The following is an 18,953-nucleotide window of genomic DNA, read 5'->3' as shown; positions in this document are numbered from 1 at the left end:
ATTGCGGCAGAGTTCCCCCTCCCTAACCCTCCCCCTTCGGGAGAGGGGACTGAACACGAAGAAACTACTCTTTATAATAGCGGGACAAACGAGGTGATCATGAAGATGCCGTTTTTGCAGGCGATCAAGGAACGGGTACTGGTGCTGGACGGCGCCATGGGGACCATGCTGCAGGAGCGCGGCCTGAAACCCGGCCAGTCGCCGGAAGAGTTGAACCTGACGGCACCGGAGATCGTGGCGGGGGTGCATGCCGCCTACCTGGAGGCCGGTGCCGACATCATCGTCACCAACACCTTCGGCGGCAGCTCGGCGAAACTGGAACACTACGGCCTGGCCGACCGGGTAGCCGAGATCAACGCGCAGGCGGTGCGCCTGGCCCGCGAGGTGGCCAAAGAGAGCGCCTACGTGGCGGGCTCCATCGGGCCGACCGGGCGCTTCGTGGAGCCGGTGGGGGATGTCACCTTCGACGAGATGGCCGCCATCTTCCGCGAGCAGGCCAAGGCGCTCATCGTGGCGGGCTGCGACCTGATCACCCTCGAGACCTTCCTGGACATCAAGGAGATCCGCGCCGCGGTGATCGCCATCCGCGAGCTTTCCGCCGAGATCCCCATCATCGCCATGCTCACCTTCGAGGAGAAGGGGAGAAGCGTGCTCGGCTCCCCTCCCGAGGCGGCAGCCATCACCCTGGAGGCGGTAGGGGCCAGCGTGATCGGCTCCAACTGCGGTCTGGGGGTAGAGGGGATGTACGAGGTGCTCAAAGCGATGCGCCAGGTCACCTCGCTGCCGCTCATCTGCCAGGCCAACGCCGGGCTCCCCATCCTCCAGCATGGCCATACCGTGTTTCCGGACACCCCCGAACAGATGACCGCCTTCCATGACCGCCTGCTGGAGCTCGGCGTGCGGGTCATCGGCGGCTGCTGCGGCACCACGCCGGCCCACATCGCCGCCATGCAGCAGGCGCTGGAGGGGAAACAGCGCCCCTTCATGCAGAAAGAAAACGACGGCACCACCTGGCTCTCCAGCCGCGGTGCCTTTGCCGCCATCGGGCCGAATGCCCCGGTCGCGGTGATCGGCGAGCGGATCAACCCGACCGGCAAGAAGCTCTATTCGCAGGAACTCAGGGAAGGTAAGGTGAGCTACATCCGCCGCGAGGCCCTGGAGCAGACCGCCCTGGGGGCGACCCTGCTGGATGTCAACGTAGGCACCCCCGGCATCGACGAACCGGCCGCCATGGAGCGCGCCGTCTTCTGCATCACCGGCGCGGTGCAGACGCCGCTAGTCCTGGACTCCTCCTCCCCCGAGGCGCTGGAGGCGGGTCTCAAGGCCGCCGACGGCAAGGTGCTCATCAACTCGGTGAACGGCGAGGAGAAGAGCATGGCCGCCGTGCTGCCGCTCGCCAAGAAGTACGGGGCGGCGCTGGTCTGCCTCACCCTGGACGAGACGGGGATCCCGGCCACCGCCGAGGGGCGCGCGGCCATCGCGGCCAAGGTGGCCGGGCGCGCGCAGGCCTACGGCATCGACAAGAGCCAGCTGGTGGTCGACTGCCTCACCCTGACGGTGAGCGCCGAGCCCAAGGGGGCGCTGGTGGCGCTGGATGCCATCAAGCAGGTCCGCCAGGAGCTGAAACTGAACACCGTGCTGGGGGTGAGCAACATCTCCTTCGGCCTCCCCTGCCGGCCGCTGATCTCCTCCACCTTCTTCTCCATGGCCATGCACTCCGGTCTCACCGCCGCCATCATAAACCCCAAGGAGGCCCCCATGATGGCCGCCTGGCGAAGCGCCATGGTGCTGCTGGGGCGCGACCCCAACGCCGGCGCCTACATCGAGGCCTACAAGGGGCAGACCGCCAACGTCCCGGTCACCGCCACCCTGGAGCAGTCGGGCGCGCAGGGGGCCGCTCCGGTTGCCGCCGCGCCGGAGGGGATCCGCGGCAGGCTGGCCCGCGCGGTTATCGAGGGTGAACAGGAATCGGTGGTGGCGCTGGTGGAAGAGGCCCTCGCCGAGGGGCTCACCCCCATGGAGATCAGCTCGGAGGCCCTTCTGCAGGGGCTGGAGGAGGTCGGCCGCCGCTTCGAGAGCGGTGCCTTCTTCCTGCCGCAGGTGATGGTCTCCGCCGACACCATGAAGGCCGCCTTCGCACGGCTCAAGCAGGAGCTGAAAAGCGGAGGGATCCAGAGCCTGGGCAAGATCCTGATGGCCACCGTGGAAGGGGACATCCACGACATCGGCAAGAACATCCTGGTCACGCTCTTGGAGAACCACGGCTTCGAGGTGATCGACCTGGGCAAGAACGTGGCCGCCGCCCGCATCCTGGAGGAGGCTCTCGCCCATAAGGTGGACGCGGTGGGGCTCTCCGCGCTGATGACCACCACCATGGCCCAGATGGACAAGGTGGTGCGCCTTCTGAAGGAAGAAGGGGTGCAGACCTTCACCATGGTGGGGGGCGCGGTGGTCACCCAGCAGTACGCGGATGAGATCGGGGCGGACCTCTACGCCAAGGACGCCATGGAGGCCGTGGCCCGTATCAAGAAACTGCTGGCAAAATAAAGGGTTTCCCTCCTAATATATAGCTTGCAACGCCGCGGACGCTGTGCTAATTTGCGCACGTTACGCCATTTGGCGTAGAGGGAACCAACGATGGTACTCGGCTTCAATCACAACATCAGGTACAAGGGTGAGGTCTTCCACGTCCAGACCGAGGACAGCGGCAAGGCCAATCCCCACATCATCACCCTGCTCTACCGCGGTGGAACCATCCTCGCTTCCGCCAAGACGAGCTACGCGGACATCATCAAGGTCGAGCAGCTCGAGCAAGTGGTCGAATCGATCATGAAAGAGCAGCACAAGGACATGATGCGGCGCCTCAAGGCGGGTGAGTTCGACGCCCGCGCCTTCCCCAACGGCGTGCCGCAGGGGGCACCGGCAGCTGCGGAGCCGGGCGCAACCGAAGGGGGACGGGCAGCTGCGGAGCCAGTCCCCGCACGAGCAACTGCACAGGCGGTCCCCGCACCCGCGGCACCTCAGCCGTCAACGGCAAGCCAGAGCGCACCAGCCGTGACTCCCGCTTCACCCGGCCCTCCGGCCGGCACCAACCCGACCAGTCCCCCGGCCTCCCCCACCAAACGGAGCCTGGATGAGGTGATCCTCGATTACCTCATCACGGGCGAGGAAAAATAAACACCATCCTGAAAGGAATCTTCGTGAAAGAAAAGATCGCAGAGCTGGAAGAAAAGGCGAGGCGCCTGCGCATCGCCATCGTGAAAACCCTGCACAAGTCGCAGTCGGGACACACGGGCGGCTCGCTCTCCGCCATCGACATGGTATGCGCCCTCTATTTCCACAAGATGCGCCACAACCCGGCCGAGCCCTCCTGGGACGGACGTGACCGCTTCGTGCTCTCCAAGGGGCATGCCGCCCCCGCCCTCTACGTGACGCTGGCCGAGTGCGGCTACTTCCCCAGCGAGGACCTCATGATGCTCAGGCGCCTGGGGAGCCATCTGCAGGGCCACCCGGATTGCAAGGGGACCCCGGGGGTCGACGTCTGCACCGGCTCGCTCGGCCAGGGGCTTTCCATGGCCAACGGCATGGCGCTCGGCCTCAAGCTGGACGGCAAGGAGAACCGCGTGTACGCCATCCTGGGCGACGGCGAGTTGCAGGAGGGGCAGATCTGGGAGGCCGCCATGGCCGCCGCCCACTACGGCAACGACAACCTCTGCGCCCTGATCGACTCCAACGGCCTGCAGATCGACGGCGACGTCTCCAAGGTGATGAACGTCGCCTCCATCTCCGACAAGTTCCGCTCCTTCGGCTGGAGGGTGATCGAGATCGACGGCCATGACATGGCGCAGATCGTAGCAGCCTTGGACCACGCCGAGACCCACAAGGGGGCTCCCACCGCCATCGTCGCCAAGACCGTCAAGGGCAAAGGTGTGCACCTGTTCGAGAACAAGGCCTCCTACCACGGCGTGACCCCCAACGATCAGGAGCTTCCCGAGGCGCTCAGGTGCCTGGGCTGCGCCGACTAGCCAACGAATAAGGAAAGGATACCGATTATGATAGCAACCAGGGACGCTTACGGGGAGGCGCTCGCCGAGCTGGGCGCCGAGAACGAGAGCATCGTGGCACTGGACGCCGACCTCTCCGGCTCCACCAAGACCGGCGTCTTCGCCAAGAGATTCCCCAACCGCTTCTTCAACATGGGCATCGCCGAAGCCAACATGGTCGGCACCGCCGCAGGCCTCGCCTCGGTGGGCAAGATCCCCTTCGTCTCCACCTTCGCCATCTTCGCGGCCGGCCGTGCCTGGGAGCAGATCCGCCAGTCGGTCGCCTACCCGAAGGCCAACGTGAAGATCGTCGCCACCCATGGCGGCGTCACGGTGGGCGAGGACGGCGGCAGCCACCAGTCGGTGGAGGACGTCGCCATCATGCGCGCGATCCCCAACATGACGGTGATCGTGCCGGCCGACGGCGAGGAGACCAAGGGCGCCATCCGCGCGGCGGCCGCCTACAAGGGGCCCGTCTACGTGCGGCTGGGGCGCAACAAGGTCCCCACCGTCTTTCCCGCGGGCCATGAGTTCAAGATCGGCAAGGGCAACCAGCTGGTGGACGGCTCCGACCTCACCTTCGTGACCACAGGCCTCATGACCGCCCAGGCGGTGATCGCCGCCGAGAAGCTCCAGGCCGAGGGAATCTCCGCGCGGGTGGTCCACCTGGGGACCATCAAACCGCTCGACAAGGAGATCGTGCTGAAAGCGGCCCGCGAGACCGGCGCCATCATCACCGCCGAGGAGCACTCGGTGGTGGGCGGCCTGGGAGGCGCGGTTGCCGAGCTTTTGGGCGAGGAGTGCCCGACCCTCATGAAGCGGGTCGGCATCCACGACCGCTTCGGCACCTCCGGCAAGTCTGATGAGCTCCTGAAGTACTTCGGCCTGAACGCCGAGACCCTGATGGAAGAGGCAAGGGAGATCATCACGAGGAAAGGATGAGGCGGGTCTCCCTCCTCAGATCCAGCGCCGGCTTCACCTACATCGGCGCGCTGGTGATGGTCGTGGTCCTGGGGATCATGGCCGCACGGGCCGTCACCGTCTGGAAGACTGCAGCGCAGCGGGAGAAGGAGACCGAACTCCTCTTCCGCGGCATGCAGTACATGGACGGGCTTAGGCGCTGGTACTGGCCCAAGGGGATACCGACCCAGACGGGCCAGACCCCTCTCCCGGGCCAGCCCCGGACCTACCCGGCCGCCCTGCCAGTCGGGGTACCGGGTCCCAAGGAACTCAAGGAGCTGCTGAAGGGGACCGGGGCCAGCCCCAAACCGTGCCTCAGGAAGCTCTTCCTGGACCCGATGACCCTCAAGGAGTTCGAGCCGATCAAAGGGGCCGACGGCAGGATACTCGGCGTGCACAGCACCAGCGAAGAGGCGCCGATCAAGCAGTCCTTCAAAGACCCATCCTCGTTCAACCTGGACCCCAGCGACTTCGAGGGGAAGAGCAGCTACAAGGATTGGGTGTTCATCTGCACGCATTGGCCCAGACCGCTGGGGGATGAGTCTCAGACGGGAGCCGGACAAGGCACGCGAACAACGCCACCGTAATCCGTAGTAACCGCCACCGGCCCGCGGCCGGTTGCACGGCACCACCTGAAGATGCATATGCATTCACCACCCCAGCGGAGGCACCTCTGATTTTCAAGAGTCTGACAACTCGGGTCATCGTGCTCTCCATCTGCCTGCTCGTGTTCGGCATCGGGACCTTCGCGTTCCTGACCCTCAGGCGGGAGCAGATGCAGCTCATCAACTCCGCCCGCGAGTCCAGCGACCTCCTGTTGAACACCATTGAACGCAGCGTCTACAACGCCATGCGCATCGGCAACACCGAGGACGTGCAGGTCATCCTGGAGATGGTCGGCCAGAACGAGAAGCTGGTGGGCGTGCGCATCTTCCACCCCCACGGGGTGATCCTCAAGTCCTCCCAGCCGGGCGAGGTGGGTCACCTGGTCGACCAGCAGGACTTCAAGCTCTTTTTGGACAACAAGAGGGAGGGGGTCTTCAACCTCCCCGGTTACGGGGAAGTACTGGGGATGGTGAAGCCGATCTACAACGACCGGCAATGCAACCTCTGCCACGGCTCCAAGAGCAGGATCATCGGCCTTTTGAACGTCAACTACTCCCTGGTGGAGACCAGGAAGCGGATCGTAGAGCTGACCAACCTGTTCATCCTCTCCACGGTCGCCATCATCGGCTTCTTGTCCCTCACCATCTCGTTGGTCATGCTGAAGTTCGTCAAGAAGCCGCTGATCCGGATGAGCCAGAACATGGCGAAGGTCGAAGCGGGCGATCTCTCGGTCCGCATGACCTCCCACGGCAAGGACGAGATCGGCAAGCTGATCACCAGCTTCGACTCCATGGTCGGCAAGCTGGACAAGGCCAAGAAGGAGCTGGAATCCTTCCATTTCCAGCAGATGGAGCGTGCCGACCGGCTCGCCTCGGTGGGCGAGATGGCGGCCGGCATCGCCCACGAGATCAAGAACCCGCTGACCGGCATCGCGGCCGCCATCACCGTCCTGAAAGACGACTTCGAGGCGGAGGACCCGCGCAGCTCCATCATCAACGAGGTGCTGGAGCAGATCTCCCGGCTGGACAAGACGGTGAACGACCTCTTGTTCTTCGGCAAGCCGACCGCACCCGAGCCCTCCTGCACCGACCTGAACAGCCAGCTCAGGAAGACCCTGGTGTTCGCGGGACAGCACCGGGGCGGCAAGAACATCGAGAAACAGCTGGAGCTGCAGGAGGACCTGCCGCCCGTCTACGTCGACCCCAAGCAGATCCAGCAGGTATTCCTGAACCTGTTCCTGAACGCGGTGCAGGCCATGCAGCAGGGCGGGACCCTGACCGTCAAGAGCAGCCTGGTGGAGATCGACGGGGTCCCCACCGTGCAGGTCAAGGTGACCGACACCGGGCAAGGGATACCGCCGCAGATTCTGGAGAAGATCTTCACCCCCTTCTTCACCACCAAGGCCCAGGGGACCGGTCTCGGTCTTCCCATCTGCCACCGCCTGATCGCGCAGCATAACGGCAGGCTCTCGGTGATCAGCGAGGACGGCAAGGGGACCACCTTCACGGTGGAGCTCCCCGCCTACCGTCCGGCTGAATGCCCGGAGGGGATGGTGCCCCTGCAGGGGGCAGCAAACGGGGGGGAGCCCCGCGAGCTCCCCGAGCCTTCATGACATACGTTTAGCAGCCGACGGGACAACCATTCGTAAGGAGCATCCATGCGCAAGACGAAAATAATGGTCGTTGACGATGAGCACCTGATCCGCTGGTCGTTAGAGCAGAACCTGAAGAAGCAGGGATACGACGTCTGCACGGCCGGCACCGGGGAAGACGCGCTCAGGCTGGCCCGCGAGGAGCAGCCCGAGCTGGTGCTGCTCGACTACCATCTCCCCGGCATCAACGGCCTTGAGGTCCTGCAGAGGCTCAAGGAGTTGGACGAGGACATCCTGGTGATCATGGTGACCGCGCAGGGGGGACTGGAGACCGCGGTCAACACCATGCGCCACGGCGCCTACGATTACATCAACAAGCCGTTCAACCTGGACGAGATGGCGATCGTGATCAGGAAGGCCCTGGAGACCCAGGACCTGCGTCGCGAGGTGGTCCAGCTCAGGAGCGAGCACAAGAAATCGGGGCCGCCCAAGATACTGGGGACCTCCAAGCATATGCGCAACGTGCTGGACATGATGGCCAAGGTCGCCAAGAGCGACGCCGCCACCGTGCTGGTGCAGGGGGAGTCGGGGACCGGCAAGGAGCTGGTGGCCAAGTGGATCCACTACGAGTCGAACCGTGCCGAGAAACCGTTCGTAGCGATCAACTGCGCGGCAGTGCCGGCCACCCTTTTGGAGAGCGAGCTGTTCGGGCACGAGAAGGGCGCCTTCACCGACGCCAAGGTCTCCAAGAAAGGTCTCTTCGAGCTGGCCGACGGCGGCACCGTGTTCCTGGACGAGATCGGGGACATGGAGATCGGCATGCAGGCCAAGCTGCTGCGCTTCCTGGAGGACAGGACCTTCCGGCGCATCGGCGGCACCAAGGTGATGCCGGTTGACGTCCGGATCATCTCGGCCACCAACAAGGACCTGCTGAAGGCGATCGAGGAGAAGACCTTCAGAAACGACCTCTACTACCGCCTGCAGGTGATCCCCATCTTCCTCCCCTCGCTCAGGGAGCGCAAGGAGGACATCCTGATCCTGGCCAACTACTTCATCGAGATGTACACCAAGGAGTTCAACAAGCCGACCAAGGGGATTTCCAGCATGGCGGAGAAGCTGCTGGTCGAGTACAACTGGCCCGGCAACATCCGCGAGCTGAAGAACGTGATCGAGCGCGCCATCATCCTGGGGAACGAAGAAAACCTCCTGTTGGAGAACCTGCCGTTGGAGATCGTGGCCAAGGCGTCCCAGGTGACCGTGCCGATGCAGACCTTCAAGCTGCCGCCCGAAGGGATCGACATCGAGGAAGTCGAGCGCGAGCTGATCAAGCAGAGCCTGGAGATGACCGACTGGAACCAGTCCAAGGCCGCCAAGAAGCTCAACCTCGGCATCGACGCCTTCCGCTACCGCATGAAGAAGTTCGGTTTCCTGAAGTAGGATAAAGGCGGATAACGTCAAAGACTTAGCACGCGGATGACGCGGATTTGGCGGATCTGCACGGATAAAACCTGTAAAAGGGAAAACTAAAACCCTAAAGGCTAATTTAACAGGGATGAAGGGGATGAAGGGGATGTACATCAAAGGCTGTGATTTTGCCTTTATCCCTTTCATCCGCTTTTATCCCTGTTAATAATGCCTTTAGGGTTTTGTCTTTAGTACCTGCTTTAATCCTTGCTTTAACCTAAGCCTTAATCGGTGTAAATCCGTCCAATCCGCGTCATCCGCGTTCCAACGCCTTTGACTTTATCCGTCCCCATCCCCCGCGTTAAATCTTGACGAGGGTGTACTTCCTGCTCCCGATTCCCATCTTCTCCCCGTGTTCCAACTGCACCTCCCAGTCGATCTCCGGATGCACGCCACGGAACTTGTCGCCGCCCGGCTCGTGCCCGCTGGCAAGGGCGGTATCCAGGTTCCCCCGAGCGTTGTTGACCAGGTCCGCGCAGGCCTGATCGAGCGCCACCGGGTCGGTGGAGGCGCAGATGCCGATGTCGTTCACGATGGGGGCGTCCGCATGCCCGTAGCAGTCACAGGCAGGCGATACCTGGGTGATGAAGTTGATGAAGAGCGACTTCCCCTTCTTCCCGGAGAGGGCACCGGTGGCGTACTCCACCATCTTCTTCATCACCAGCGAGGCGCTCTCGTTCCACTGGATGTTGATCGCCTTCTGGACGCAGGCGGTGATGCAGCGGCTGCAGCCGACGCAGGCCTCCGCATCGATGTTCGCCCTCCCCTCCACGATGGCGACCGCGGCATGGGCGCACGACTTCAAGCAGATGCCGCAGCCGTTGCAGAACTTCTCGGCCACCTTGGGAGCCACCGTGGAGTGCTGCTGCATCTTCCCGGTCCGGCTGGAGCACCCCATCCCCAGGTTCTTGAGGGTCCCCCCGAAACCGGTCAGCTCGTGGCACTTGAAATGGGATACCGCTATCAGTGCGTCCGCCTCCAGGATCTCGGAACCGATGCTCACCTTTTTCAGGAGCTCCCCCTTCACCGGCACCTCCTGGGCGGTGTGCCCCCGCAGGCCGTCGCACATGATGAGCGGCGCGTTCACGACCGAGTACGCAAATCCGTTCTCTATGGCGCAGGCGAGCGCCGAGACGGCCTCCTTGCGCTGCCCCGGGTAGAGGGTCGAGGAGTCGGTCAGGAAAGGGTTGGCGCCTAACTCCTTGATCTCGTCGACCACCCTGCGGATGAAGATGGGGCGGATGAAGGTGTGGTTCCCCTTCTCCCCGAAGTGCACCTTGACCGCCACCAGCTCGCCTTCCCTGAGACAGGAGGCAAGCCCCGCCTCTTTCATGAGCCTTCCGATCTTGGCGAACAGGTTCTCACGCGCCCCCGCCCGCATATCCGCGAAATACACCTTGCTCGACATGTCGCTCATCCTCCGGTAAATAGTTAAGATCACGGATAGGTAGCATATCTGACGCCTCATTTCAACATCGGCGAAGTTTTTCTTGCTCTCCACTCAAAATATGCTATTTATTAAAAAATGATCGCCAAAAAAGGAATACAGATGATTGAATGTGATGACCAGGAGCTGTGGGTCATGGGCCTCGGAAAGAACGTCGACCGCGGAGAGGTGGTCTGCCGCTACCTCCACGAGGGTGGTTTCCGTTGCCGAGCCGCTGACCTTTCCCAACTTGAGCAGTGCACTCCGCGCGCCATCCTGCTCGACATCTCCCCCTGGTCCGACGACGGCTGGGGCTTGCTGCTCACCCTGAAAGGAAACCCCGCCACCCGCGAGATACCGATCCTGCCGCTGTACCTCAGCGAAGACGGCGAGATCGGCGAGGTCTTCCGCGCGGCCGGCTTCTTCATGCTCCCGGTCGACCAGGGGTACCTCTCCAAGAAGCTCAAACAGTACGGGCTGGCGGACGAGTCCGAGGACTACGACCTGCAGGCGATGATCGTCACCCGGCGGGGGGAGGAACGGGTGCAGAAAGCGATCGAGCAACTCGGCTTCGAAGCGGTGAATGCCTACACCGGCAAGGAGGCGGTCGCCGTCGGCACCATCATCCACCCCTTCATGATCTTCTGCTCGCTGATGCTGGCGGACATGGGAGCCTTCGAGCTCATGCACCGCTTCCAGCTCTATCCGCAGACCCGCAACATCCCGTTCTTCGTGCTGCTCAAGGAGGGCATGAAGGAAGGGGAACGCGCCGCCATGACCCGCAGCGTCGACCACCTGGTCCGCAAGGACTACCTGACCCGCGAGGAGTTCCTCTCCTACTTCAAGAAGACCGGCAGCTAAGGCCTGCGGCCGAAGTGTAGCAGTACAAAAAGCAAAAAAGGGGCACAGCCGTCGGCTGTGCCCCTTTTTCTTTCTTACCTGCCAACTCTGCTTCAGGTCCCCCCCTTGATAAAGGGGGGACAGGGGGGATTTGCTTCTGCTTCAGGGGCCACGGTGAGGGAACTTTCCTTGAAGATCCGAGGCTTCCCTCACCCCTGCCATCCCCCGGTGGGGGAGGGAGAGCTTACCAATGGGTAGTGCAGGTTGTGCAGGTTACTACCTGAGCAAGAAGCTTGCGGGTCATTTGAAGACGCCGTAGAAGGACATGACGGGCGCCTGGAAGGTGACCTCGCCGGAGCTGGTGACCTGGGTCGGCTGCGGGGAGACCCATTTCCCCGTCCCCGGGTCGTAGAAGTAGATGGTGACGGCCTGGCCGCTGGTAAGGGTGGGAACCTGCATGGTCACCGTCATGGCGGGTTTGGCGGTCCAGGCGGTGCTGATGGCGATGCTTACGTAGGAAACGAAGGTCCCCGGCTGGGAAACCTGGGCCGGGGAAGGGAGCGTGGTGGGGTCGCTGGAGTACTTGACCACGGTGGGGTCAAACCCGGAGACCACGGTGCTCAGTCCGTCCTCCAGCAGGGTCCGCCCCTCGACAACCACCTGAGCCTTGGCGGGGGAGGTCAACTGCTGAGCATTTACGCCGGTGTACCCCCAGGAGTCGGTGGCGATCGCCCCGACCGCGCTCGACACGGTGCTGGGCTGGGTAGAGCTGCCGCCGGCACTTCCCTGGTCGAAGCCCCCGCCGCAGCCGCAAAGCCCCAGGCAGATGGCGGCCGACAGCAGAAGGGCCGGGATCGTTATGCTGCGTGTTCTCATTTCGTCCTCTCTAATCGTGGCCACGGGGCCTTCCCCCGCGAGGAAAGGCCCCGTGGCTCCTGCTGTTACGGTCAGAACTTGACCCTCAGGCCAACCTGTGCGTTATGGGAGGCGAGCTTGAAGTCGGTTGAGTTCGGCCAGTTGTCGTGGAGGCTGACCGTGCTGGTGCCGAAATAGCGGTAGCCCACATCGAGCGAGAAATGGTGGTTGAGGGCGAGTTCCACGCCGCCCCCCACCTGGTAGGCGAAGGCGGCCGCGTCGTCCGAGCTGAAGATGTGGTAGTTGAGGGCTCCGGAATTGGCATCCACCCCCTTGGTGTTGGTGATGTTGACGGAAGCGACCCCCATGCCCCCCCCGATGTAAGGGGTGACCGGGCTGTCATTGTGGATGTCGTAAAAGGCGTTGACCATGGCGGCAAAGGCCCCGACATGGCCGTCGGTATTGACGTAGTGCACGCCGTAGGTCGGTTCCCCGACCCCGCTGATCTGTCCTTGCTTGTAGGACAGTTCGCCCTCCACCCTCACGTACCCGAAATCGTAGCCGGCGGTGCCGCCGACGTTGATCCCCGGGTCGAATTGGGTCCGGGCCTCTCTGGTGGTGATGGGATTGAACTGGGTGGTGGTCACGGTGGTGTCCTGGGGGATGCTTGCGCCGAGAAAAAACGAGCTGTAGCCCCCAGGATTGGGCGGTGTGGCCAAGCAGACGGTTGGGATCACCAGAGCCGCTACTACGACGGCTAAGGCGATCATGCTTCTGTTCTTGCTCATTCTACCTTCCTCCTGTTGGTTGTTGTCCCCGATCTCCCGCTTCCCGCGGCCGCAGAAAGCCCCCTCGGCTGTGAACTTCCCTGCGCCTTGGAATAGGCCCTGTCGGGCCCTTCCATCGCCGGCTGCAGCGGAAACGACGAGAGTCAAGGCGGGCGCATTATAATCGTCATCGACGGAGCGTGAAACAGTTTTTTTCGTAAAATCAATCCATTAGCAATGATTGATTGGTGCGTTAGTCGAACTATTAATGCCGGCGACTGCGCGTCCCCAGCCCGACATGGGCCGTCAGGGCAGCCTCGCCCGGCTCAGCACCTACCTCTGCCCCACCCTCTCCATCAGCTGTCCCACCTGTAACGGCCCCCGCTCCCCGGGAGAAAGAGATGACGTTTTGCGTGAAATGCGTTATCATTTTCAGCATAATGAGAACGGAAACGGGAGGTAGTTAATGCGCCGAAGTTTTCGCAACCACGTGCAGCGCGGATCCCTGCCAGTCGAGGAGACCTTCGAATGGGAAAAGGATGTCTCCCCGGAGCGGGGGGGGCGGCAACCAGCGCACGAGCAGACGCACCCCGCACGACCTCATGTCCCGAAACAAACCCGGCAGCACCGGCCTTCCGCATCACCTTCCGAACGGGATATCACCGCCCTCTGTAGCGGTGCCTGCGAGGGGATAGCGAACGCGCTCGGAAAGTACGCCGATCTCTACGATTTCGCCCCCATTGGCTACTTCACCCTCGACGAGGCCGGCGTCATCCGCGCCGCCAACCTGACCGGCGCCACCCTGATAGGAGAGGAACGCTCCCGGCTGGTGGGGACCAAGTTCGAACAGTTGGTCAGCGAAGAGTACCGTCCCACCTTGACCGACTTCCTCGCCAGGATCTCCTCCAGCGCCTGCAAAGGCACCTGTGAGCTCACCCTGCTGGTTAAGGAGGGCCCTCCCCTCTACGTCCGCATCGAAGCCTCCTGTAACGAGGAGATGGAGATCCGCCTGGCCGTTTTGGACATCTCCGACCGGAAGCGATCCGAGGAGGCCCTTCTGGTATCGGAGACCCGCTACCGCCGGCTCTTCGAGGCGGCCAAGGACGGCATCATGATCGTGGGCGCCGACTCGGGTGCCATCACCGAGGTGAATCCCACCCTGGTGGAGATGATCGGCATCCCGCGGGAAGAGCTTCTGGACCGGAGGATCTGGGAGATCGAGGCCTTCAGCGGCTTCGCCGCCAGCCACGCTCATTTCGACGCACTCCAGCACAGGGACCACATCCACCACGATGACCTGCCGCTTAAGACCGCTGACGGTCGCCAACTCGCCGTCGAGGTGATCAGCACCATCTATCACGACCGACAAACCAGGGTGATCCAATACAACATCCGGGATATCACCGTGCGCAAGCAGGCCGAGGAGGCGCTTCTCAAGAGCGAGGAGCAGTGCCGTACCCTGGTGAGCAACATAAACGAGTACGTCTACAGCGTCCGTTTCGAAAACGGTGCCATCAAGTCCATCTACCACAGTCCCAAATGCCTGGACATCACCGGCTACGCGCCGGAGGATTACTACCAGGACCCGCTCCTTTGGTACAACATGATCCACGAGGACGACCGGGAACTGGTCATGGAGTTCCTGGACGGCATCTTCTCCGGCAAGGACCAGCAGCCGATCCGGCACCGGATCATCCACAAGGACGGCACCGAGCGCTGGATCCTGAACAACTGCGCGGTGCAGCGCGCCGGCAGCGGCTTCGACCGCACCATCTCACGGCTGGACGGCTTCATCCTGGACATCACCGAGATCAAGCAGGCCGAGGAAAACATCTTCTTCCTCGCCCACCACGATCCCCTCACCAAGCTCCCCAACCGCAGCACCCTGTACGCCAGGATCGAACAGGTCCTTTCGGTCGCCCAGAAGGCCAAGCGCAACGTGGCGCTGCTCTTTCTGGATATCGACGGCTTCAAGCAGATCAACGACACCATGGGGCACGACGTCGGCGACAGGCTGTTGCAGTCGGTCGCCCGCAGCCTCAGCGACTGCACGCGCTCCTGTGACGTGGTGTCGCGGCTGGGCGGGGACGAGTTCGTCATCGTCTTGTGGGATTGCGGGGTTGCGGAGACCACTATCGTGGCCGAGAAGATCATCAACGCCGGCTTCAGCGTGGAGGGGAGCAACATCGCGGTCAACACCAGCATCGGCATCAGCATCTATCCCGACGACGGCGAGGACTACCTGGTCCTGCTGAAAAATGCCGATATCGCCATGTACCACGCCAAGAAAACGGGGGGGAGCAACTTCGAGTTCTTCACCCACAAGCTCAACGAGCAGGCCCACGAGCGGTTCGCCATCGAGGTCGACCTGCGCCGCGCCATCGACCACGACGAGTTCGTGCTGCACTACCAGCCCAAGGTCGACCTGGCCACCGGCAGGTTCAGCGGCATGGAGGCCCTGATCCGCTGGCAGCACCCCACCCGCGGACTGATCCACCCCGAGCAGTTCATCTCCATCGCCGAAGAAAGCGGCCTGCTCACCCCGATCAGCAAATGGATCATCCGCACCGTCTGCCGGCAGATTCGGCAGTGGCAGCAGCAGGGGATCGGACCGCTCTCGGTGGCGGTCAACCTTTCGGCGAGCTTCTTCCAGCACCGCGATTTCGAGGACACCGTAGAGAGCGCGCTGATGGAGACCGGCATCCTGCCGGAATGCCTGGAGCTGGAACTGACCGAGGCTACCATCATGAGCGACCCCCAGAAGGTGCTGGGGAGCATGGCCGCCATGAAGGCGCTCGGCCTGCAGCTCTCCATCGACGACTTCGGGACCGGCTATTCGAGCCTGAGCTACCTCAAGAAGCTGCCGGTGGACAAGCTGAAGATCGACCAGTCCTTCATCCACAACATCGCCGGCGACTCCGACAACGCGGCCGTGGTGAGGGCGGTGATCAGCATCGGGCGCAGCATGCAGCTCAAGGTGATCGCCGAGGGAGTGGAAACCGCCTCGCAGCTCGCCTGGCTGCAGGCCGAGGGAAGCGAGGAGGCGCAGGGCTACTACTTCAGCCGCCCGCTCCCCACCACCGGAATGACCGCGCTCCTCAGGCAGGGCCCGAACTTCCTGCACAACCCGAGAGGGAAGATGCAAGGAAGGCATTGATCTCCCCCTTCAGCTATGCCATTCAGCGATAACTTCCCCTATCTGGTCCCCCCCTTGATAAAGGGGGGACAGGGGGGATTGCTTCTGACGTTGGTCCAAACGTAGAAAAAGGACAAAAAAAAGAGGGCTGGGGGAACGAGGTTCCACCCAGCCCTGCTTTTTCCATTACCTTCGGCAGCCTAAGCCTTCCTGCCGCCGTCTACTCTTCCTGCATCTTCATGTCACCCATATCCATCCCTTCGCCGTCGGCCTCATGACCGCCCCCCTCCATGCATGGTGCATGGGCGCCACCGGGATGGTGGTGATTCTGCATCTTTTCCATCTGCGCGGTCATTTCTGCCCGCTGCTTGACCATCTTCGCCACGATTGCCGCCAGCTGGTCGGCCTTCTTGCTCTTGGGAGCCTTCTGCATCTTGTCGACCATTTTCTGCAGCTCGGCATCCTGCGCTTTCATCTTCTGGGCCATACCGAGCATCATCTGGTGGTGCTGGAGCATCAAGCCGGAGTGCTCGCGGCACTCCCCGCAATCGTGCCTGCCGTCATGTCCGCAGTTGTGCTCCCCTTCATGCCCGCAGCCATGCCCGCAAGGCCCCCGCTTCTGGCAGTCGGACATCTTTCCATCCTGCATCCCAGGGTGGCATTTGCCTTCCGGCATCCCATGGGCGCGGGGGGGCTTACAGGAGGTACCGTTGCAGTCGTGGAAAAGGGCCTCCAGGTGCTTGAGGACCTCCTTGGAAGAGATGGTGTCCGACTTGGCGAGTTCGTCCAGTTCCCTCAGTTGGGTCTTGACGTTGACCAGGTGCTCATCCATCATCTTCTGCATGTCCCCGCCTTTCATCTCGGCGGGCATGCCGGCCAAGGCACCGGCCCGGTACTTCTCGATCTGCTCGACGCTACGACGCATTTCGGCGAGCGCAGTGCGGGCAAACTCCGGAGGGACCCTTTCCCGCTGCCTGGCCATCTTTTCCAATGCCTTCCCGAAGGTGACCACGTTCTGGTGGTAGGCCATCATCAGCACCTTCTCGGGATTGTGCATCATCACCATCTTGTTGCAGCCCGGCATTCCCCCCTGCATTCCCGGACCTCCGGCAGCCATCCCCTCCTGCAGGGGCGAGTCCCCCTGCATACCCTGCATCCCGCTCAGGTCGACGGTAGCGCCCTCCGCGGCGAAGGCTGTCGCGGTACTCAGCACAAGCATGGCCATCGCGAGCAATACCCTTTTCATCATGACTCCTCCTTTCTGTAAAATCGCGGCGCTCACGTGCCGCGGAGGCCTGCAGATGGAACGCCTAACAAGCTGACTTAACTACGTGGAGCGCAGTTACAACGCCCTCCGTCCGGAAATCAGGTTTACCACGATGAGGATGACCGCCAGCACCAGCAGCAGGTGAATGAAGCCACCCAAGGTATAACTGCTAACCAGACCAAGTAACCACAGGATGAGTAGGATAACTACGATTGTCCACAGCATGCTGTCCTCCTTTGGGACCTTACAGGTCCCTCCGACCGGTTTCCGGTTAAGCCGTCATCGTGAGGCTGACCGGGCCTGGTCGCTTGCTGCGGGCCGACAGTCTATAAGTGTACCATGCAACGTCATTTGCCGACCCGAAGCTTGGTGAGGTTTTCCAACAATCCGAAAACGTTCAGGAGCCACAACACCACCACGATGACCACTACCGCATTGAGGATCGACTTGATGGAGCCCGCCATAGGAATGTAGGTGTTGACGAGCCAGAGCAAAACGCCGACCACAATAAGCACCAGTATCACCTGAATCAGCGGCATATTCTGATGCACCTCCTTTTTCGCCCCCCCCGTGTCCACCTTCCAATTCCCCTCGCCCCTTTAGGGGAGAGGGGCAGGGGGTGAGGGCGCATACGAATACAGCACCTTTACTGGCATTTTATCACGGAAGAATCAGACGATGGAAGTAACGGGCGAACGGGACGGAAGCGCGGCAGTGCAGATTGTCCAGCGATTGACGCTAGTACCGATATGTGGTACCAATTAGACATGAAAAGAAAGCACGCGAAGACCCTGCAAGCGATCTTCAACCACCCGGTTCCTGCCAATATTCAGTGGCCCGACATCATCGCACTGTTCCGGGAGCTAGGCGGGGAGATCACTGAGCGGGAAGGTTCACGCGTTGGCGTCCGTCTTTTTGGCGACCGGCGTGTTTTCCATCGCCCGCATCCAACGCTGGATACGGATAAAGGTGCAGTTGTCGCGATTCGGAAATGGCTTGAGCAAAACGGAGTCAGTCCATGAATATTCTGGAGATCAACGGCTATCGAGCAGTAATTTCATTTGATCCGCAGATCAACATGTTCAGGGGAGAATTCGTGGGGATCAACGGCGGAGCGGATTTTTACGCCACTACCGTGGACGACCTTCGAAAAGAGGGAGAAGTGTCCTTGAAGGCTTTTTTGGATATGTGTGCAGAGGATGGCGTGGAGCCTCGAAAGCAGTACTCCGGCAAGTTCAACCTACGCGTTCCTCCCGACTTGCACGAGCGCCTGGCAACCCAAGCCGCAGCCCACGGTAAGAGTATCAACACCTGGATAACGGAGTTGCTGTCTCAATGCATCAGGTATGACCAGTAACTTGGCGGATGGCGTAGCACCACTTTAGCATGACTTAGCAGGCTGACCCCTTCGAAGGCTCTCGTCATTTGGTCCCCCTGGTTGTCGAGCAATCTCGGAAGATAATTTCACTTTACCTTCTCGAGATAGTCGACTTCCGAAAGATACCCTTTGATCGGATCCATATACGAGACGATGAAGTAGAAGCCGTCGCCGGAAGGTATCCAGCCCGGCTTCAGCTCCAATGGGTACGGCACGCTCATCACGTATGTGCTTTGCCCTCCGGTGACCGGTTCCTGGTAGACGTATCCGCGGCCATCGGCGAAATAAACGCTGGAGCTGTTAAAACCGAAGATAAAAAAGTTTCCCGTAGAGAGGTCGACGGCTTTGCCGGTGGCGATGTCATACCTCACATACTTGTATACGTCGTTGTAGACCCCCTGCGACAAATAGACGGTGCCGATACCGTCGAAGCATTCGAGGGCGTATTGAGTCGGCACCTTGAAATAACTCTCAGACGCAGCAGAACCGTCGATGCGCACCCTTCTCAGTTCGGCCGTCGTTCCCCCTGAGTTGTTGTCCTGACCGAGGACATAGTAGACATAGCCGTCCTGCACCGAAACGATGGTGCCGTACAACCCCGGTTCCTGCGCGAGTGCCAC

18 protein-coding genes are annotated in these 18,953 nt (G+C 61.8%); 11 read left to right on the top strand and 7 right to left on the bottom strand.

Annotation, left to right across the window (positions count from 1 at the left end):
* Window positions 1–99 precede the first annotated feature (99 nt).
* The 7 genes from VJ604_RS17575 to VJ604_RS17545 all read left to right on the top strand — a co-directional run bounded on the left by VJ604_RS17575 (window position 100) and on the right by VJ604_RS17545 (window position 8,637).
* The gene (locus tag VJ604_RS17575; protein ID WP_324084769.1) at window positions 100–2,547 is read left to right on the top strand and encodes a homocysteine S-methyltransferase family protein; all 2,448 of its coding nucleotides are present in this window, start codon (window positions 100–102) and stop codon (window positions 2,545–2,547) included.
* A 90-nt stretch (window positions 2,548–2,637) separates the two neighbouring features.
* Window positions 2,638–3,177 carry a RomY N-terminal domain-containing regulatory protein gene (locus VJ604_RS17570; protein WP_324084767.1) on the top strand — a complete coding sequence of 180 codons (540 nt, stop codon included), beginning with the start codon at window positions 2,638–2,640 and terminating at the stop codon, window positions 3,175–3,177.
* Window positions 3,178–3,200: 23 nt separating this feature from the next.
* Complete coding sequence (locus tag VJ604_RS17565) at window positions 3,201–4,025, top strand: transketolase (protein WP_324084765.1); 825 nt, start codon at window positions 3,201–3,203, stop codon at window positions 4,023–4,025.
* 27 nt (window positions 4,026–4,052) lie between these two features.
* Window positions 4,053–4,985 (top strand): transketolase family protein, encoded by a 933-nt coding sequence (locus VJ604_RS17560; RefSeq protein ID WP_324084763.1) that lies wholly within the window; start codon window positions 4,053–4,055, stop codon window positions 4,983–4,985.
* Window positions 4,982–5,590, top strand: a complete 609-nt coding sequence (locus VJ604_RS17555) for a type II secretion system protein (protein ID WP_324084762.1) — start codon at window positions 4,982–4,984, stop codon at window positions 5,588–5,590. Before VJ604_RS17560 ends, VJ604_RS17555 begins: the two co-directional genes overlap by 4 nt.
* 119 nt (window positions 5,591–5,709) lie before the next feature.
* Window positions 5,710–7,221 (top strand): ATP-binding protein, encoded by a 1,512-nt coding sequence (locus tag VJ604_RS17550; RefSeq protein ID WP_324084760.1) that lies wholly within the window; start codon window positions 5,710–5,712, stop codon window positions 7,219–7,221.
* A 45-nt stretch (window positions 7,222–7,266) separates the two neighbouring features.
* Window positions 7,267–8,637, top strand: a complete 1,371-nt coding sequence (locus tag VJ604_RS17545) for a sigma-54-dependent transcriptional regulator (protein WP_324084759.1) — start codon at window positions 7,267–7,269, stop codon at window positions 8,635–8,637.
* Window positions 8,638–8,965: 328 nt separating this feature from the next.
* Here the strand turns inward: VJ604_RS17545 and VJ604_RS17540 are convergent, their stop codons facing one another.
* On the bottom strand, window positions 8,966–10,072 hold the full coding sequence (locus tag VJ604_RS17540) for a DUF362 domain-containing protein (RefSeq protein ID WP_324084757.1): 1,107 nt from the start codon (window positions 10,070–10,072) through the stop codon (window positions 8,966–8,968).
* 141 nt (window positions 10,073–10,213) lie between these two features.
* Between VJ604_RS17540 and VJ604_RS17535 the strand changes: the two genes are divergently transcribed.
* The gene (locus VJ604_RS17535; RefSeq protein ID WP_324084755.1) at window positions 10,214–10,951 is read left to right on the top strand and encodes a response regulator; all 738 of its coding nucleotides are present in this window, start codon (window positions 10,214–10,216) and stop codon (window positions 10,949–10,951) included.
* A 279-nt stretch (window positions 10,952–11,230) separates the two neighbouring features.
* Here the strand turns inward: VJ604_RS17535 and VJ604_RS17530 are convergent, their stop codons facing one another.
* Together VJ604_RS17530 and VJ604_RS17525 are read right to left on the bottom strand one after the other, a co-directional pair.
* Window positions 11,231–11,806, bottom strand: a complete 576-nt coding sequence (locus VJ604_RS17530) for a hypothetical protein (RefSeq protein ID WP_324084753.1) — start codon at window positions 11,804–11,806, stop codon at window positions 11,231–11,233.
* A gap of 71 nt (window positions 11,807–11,877) precedes the next feature.
* Window positions 11,878–12,573 (bottom strand): outer membrane protein, encoded by a 696-nt coding sequence (locus tag VJ604_RS17525; protein ID WP_324084751.1) that lies wholly within the window; start codon window positions 12,571–12,573, stop codon window positions 11,878–11,880.
* A gap of 445 nt (window positions 12,574–13,018) precedes the next feature.
* Here VJ604_RS17525 and VJ604_RS17520 point away from each other — a divergent pair, with 445 nt between their 5' ends.
* Entirely contained in the window at window positions 13,019–15,709 is a 2,691-nt protein-coding gene (locus tag VJ604_RS17520; RefSeq protein WP_324084748.1) for a sensor domain-containing protein, read from the top strand.
* Window positions 15,710–15,908: 199 nt separating this feature from the next.
* On the opposite strand, the gene VJ604_RS17515 is transcribed toward VJ604_RS17520, so the two are convergent.
* The 3 genes from VJ604_RS17515 to VJ604_RS17505 form a co-directional block, all read right to left on the bottom strand.
* Window positions 15,909–16,937 (bottom strand): hypothetical protein, encoded by a 1,029-nt coding sequence (locus tag VJ604_RS17515; protein WP_324084747.1) that lies wholly within the window; start codon window positions 16,935–16,937, stop codon window positions 15,909–15,911.
* Window positions 16,938–17,030: 93 nt separating this feature from the next.
* Complete coding sequence (locus VJ604_RS17510; RefSeq protein ID WP_324084745.1) at window positions 17,031–17,180, bottom strand: lmo0937 family membrane protein; 150 nt, start codon at window positions 17,178–17,180, stop codon at window positions 17,031–17,033.
* A 122-nt stretch (window positions 17,181–17,302) separates the two neighbouring features.
* Window positions 17,303–17,494: a Thivi_2564 family membrane protein gene (locus VJ604_RS17505; RefSeq protein WP_324084743.1), complete on the bottom strand. Its 192-nt coding sequence runs from the start codon at window positions 17,492–17,494 to the stop codon at window positions 17,303–17,305.
* Window positions 17,495–17,722: 228 nt separating this feature from the next.
* Between VJ604_RS17505 and VJ604_RS17500 the strand changes: the two genes are divergently transcribed.
* Both VJ604_RS17500 and VJ604_RS17495 read left to right on the top strand, forming a co-directional pair.
* The gene (locus VJ604_RS17500; protein WP_324084741.1) at window positions 17,723–17,977 is read left to right on the top strand and encodes a type II toxin-antitoxin system HicA family toxin; all 255 of its coding nucleotides are present in this window, start codon (window positions 17,723–17,725) and stop codon (window positions 17,975–17,977) included.
* Complete coding sequence (locus tag VJ604_RS17495; RefSeq protein ID WP_324084739.1) at window positions 17,974–18,312, top strand: type II toxin-antitoxin system HicB family antitoxin; 339 nt, start codon at window positions 17,974–17,976, stop codon at window positions 18,310–18,312. The genes VJ604_RS17500 and VJ604_RS17495 overlap by 4 nt, the downstream gene beginning before the upstream one ends.
* Window positions 18,313–18,419: 107 nt before the next feature.
* Here the strand turns inward: VJ604_RS17495 and VJ604_RS17490 are convergent.
* Window positions 18,420–18,953: hypothetical protein (locus VJ604_RS17490; RefSeq protein WP_324084737.1), on the bottom strand; the 534-nt coding region annotated here is incomplete at its 5' end.

Source organism: Geomonas sp. (assembly GCF_035254065.1).
Taxonomy (GTDB): Bacteria; Desulfobacterota; Desulfuromonadia; order Geobacterales; family Geobacteraceae; genus Geomonas.
The sequence above is the reverse complement of the archived record's forward strand: the minus strand, read 5'-3'. Positions and strand labels throughout refer to the sequence as shown.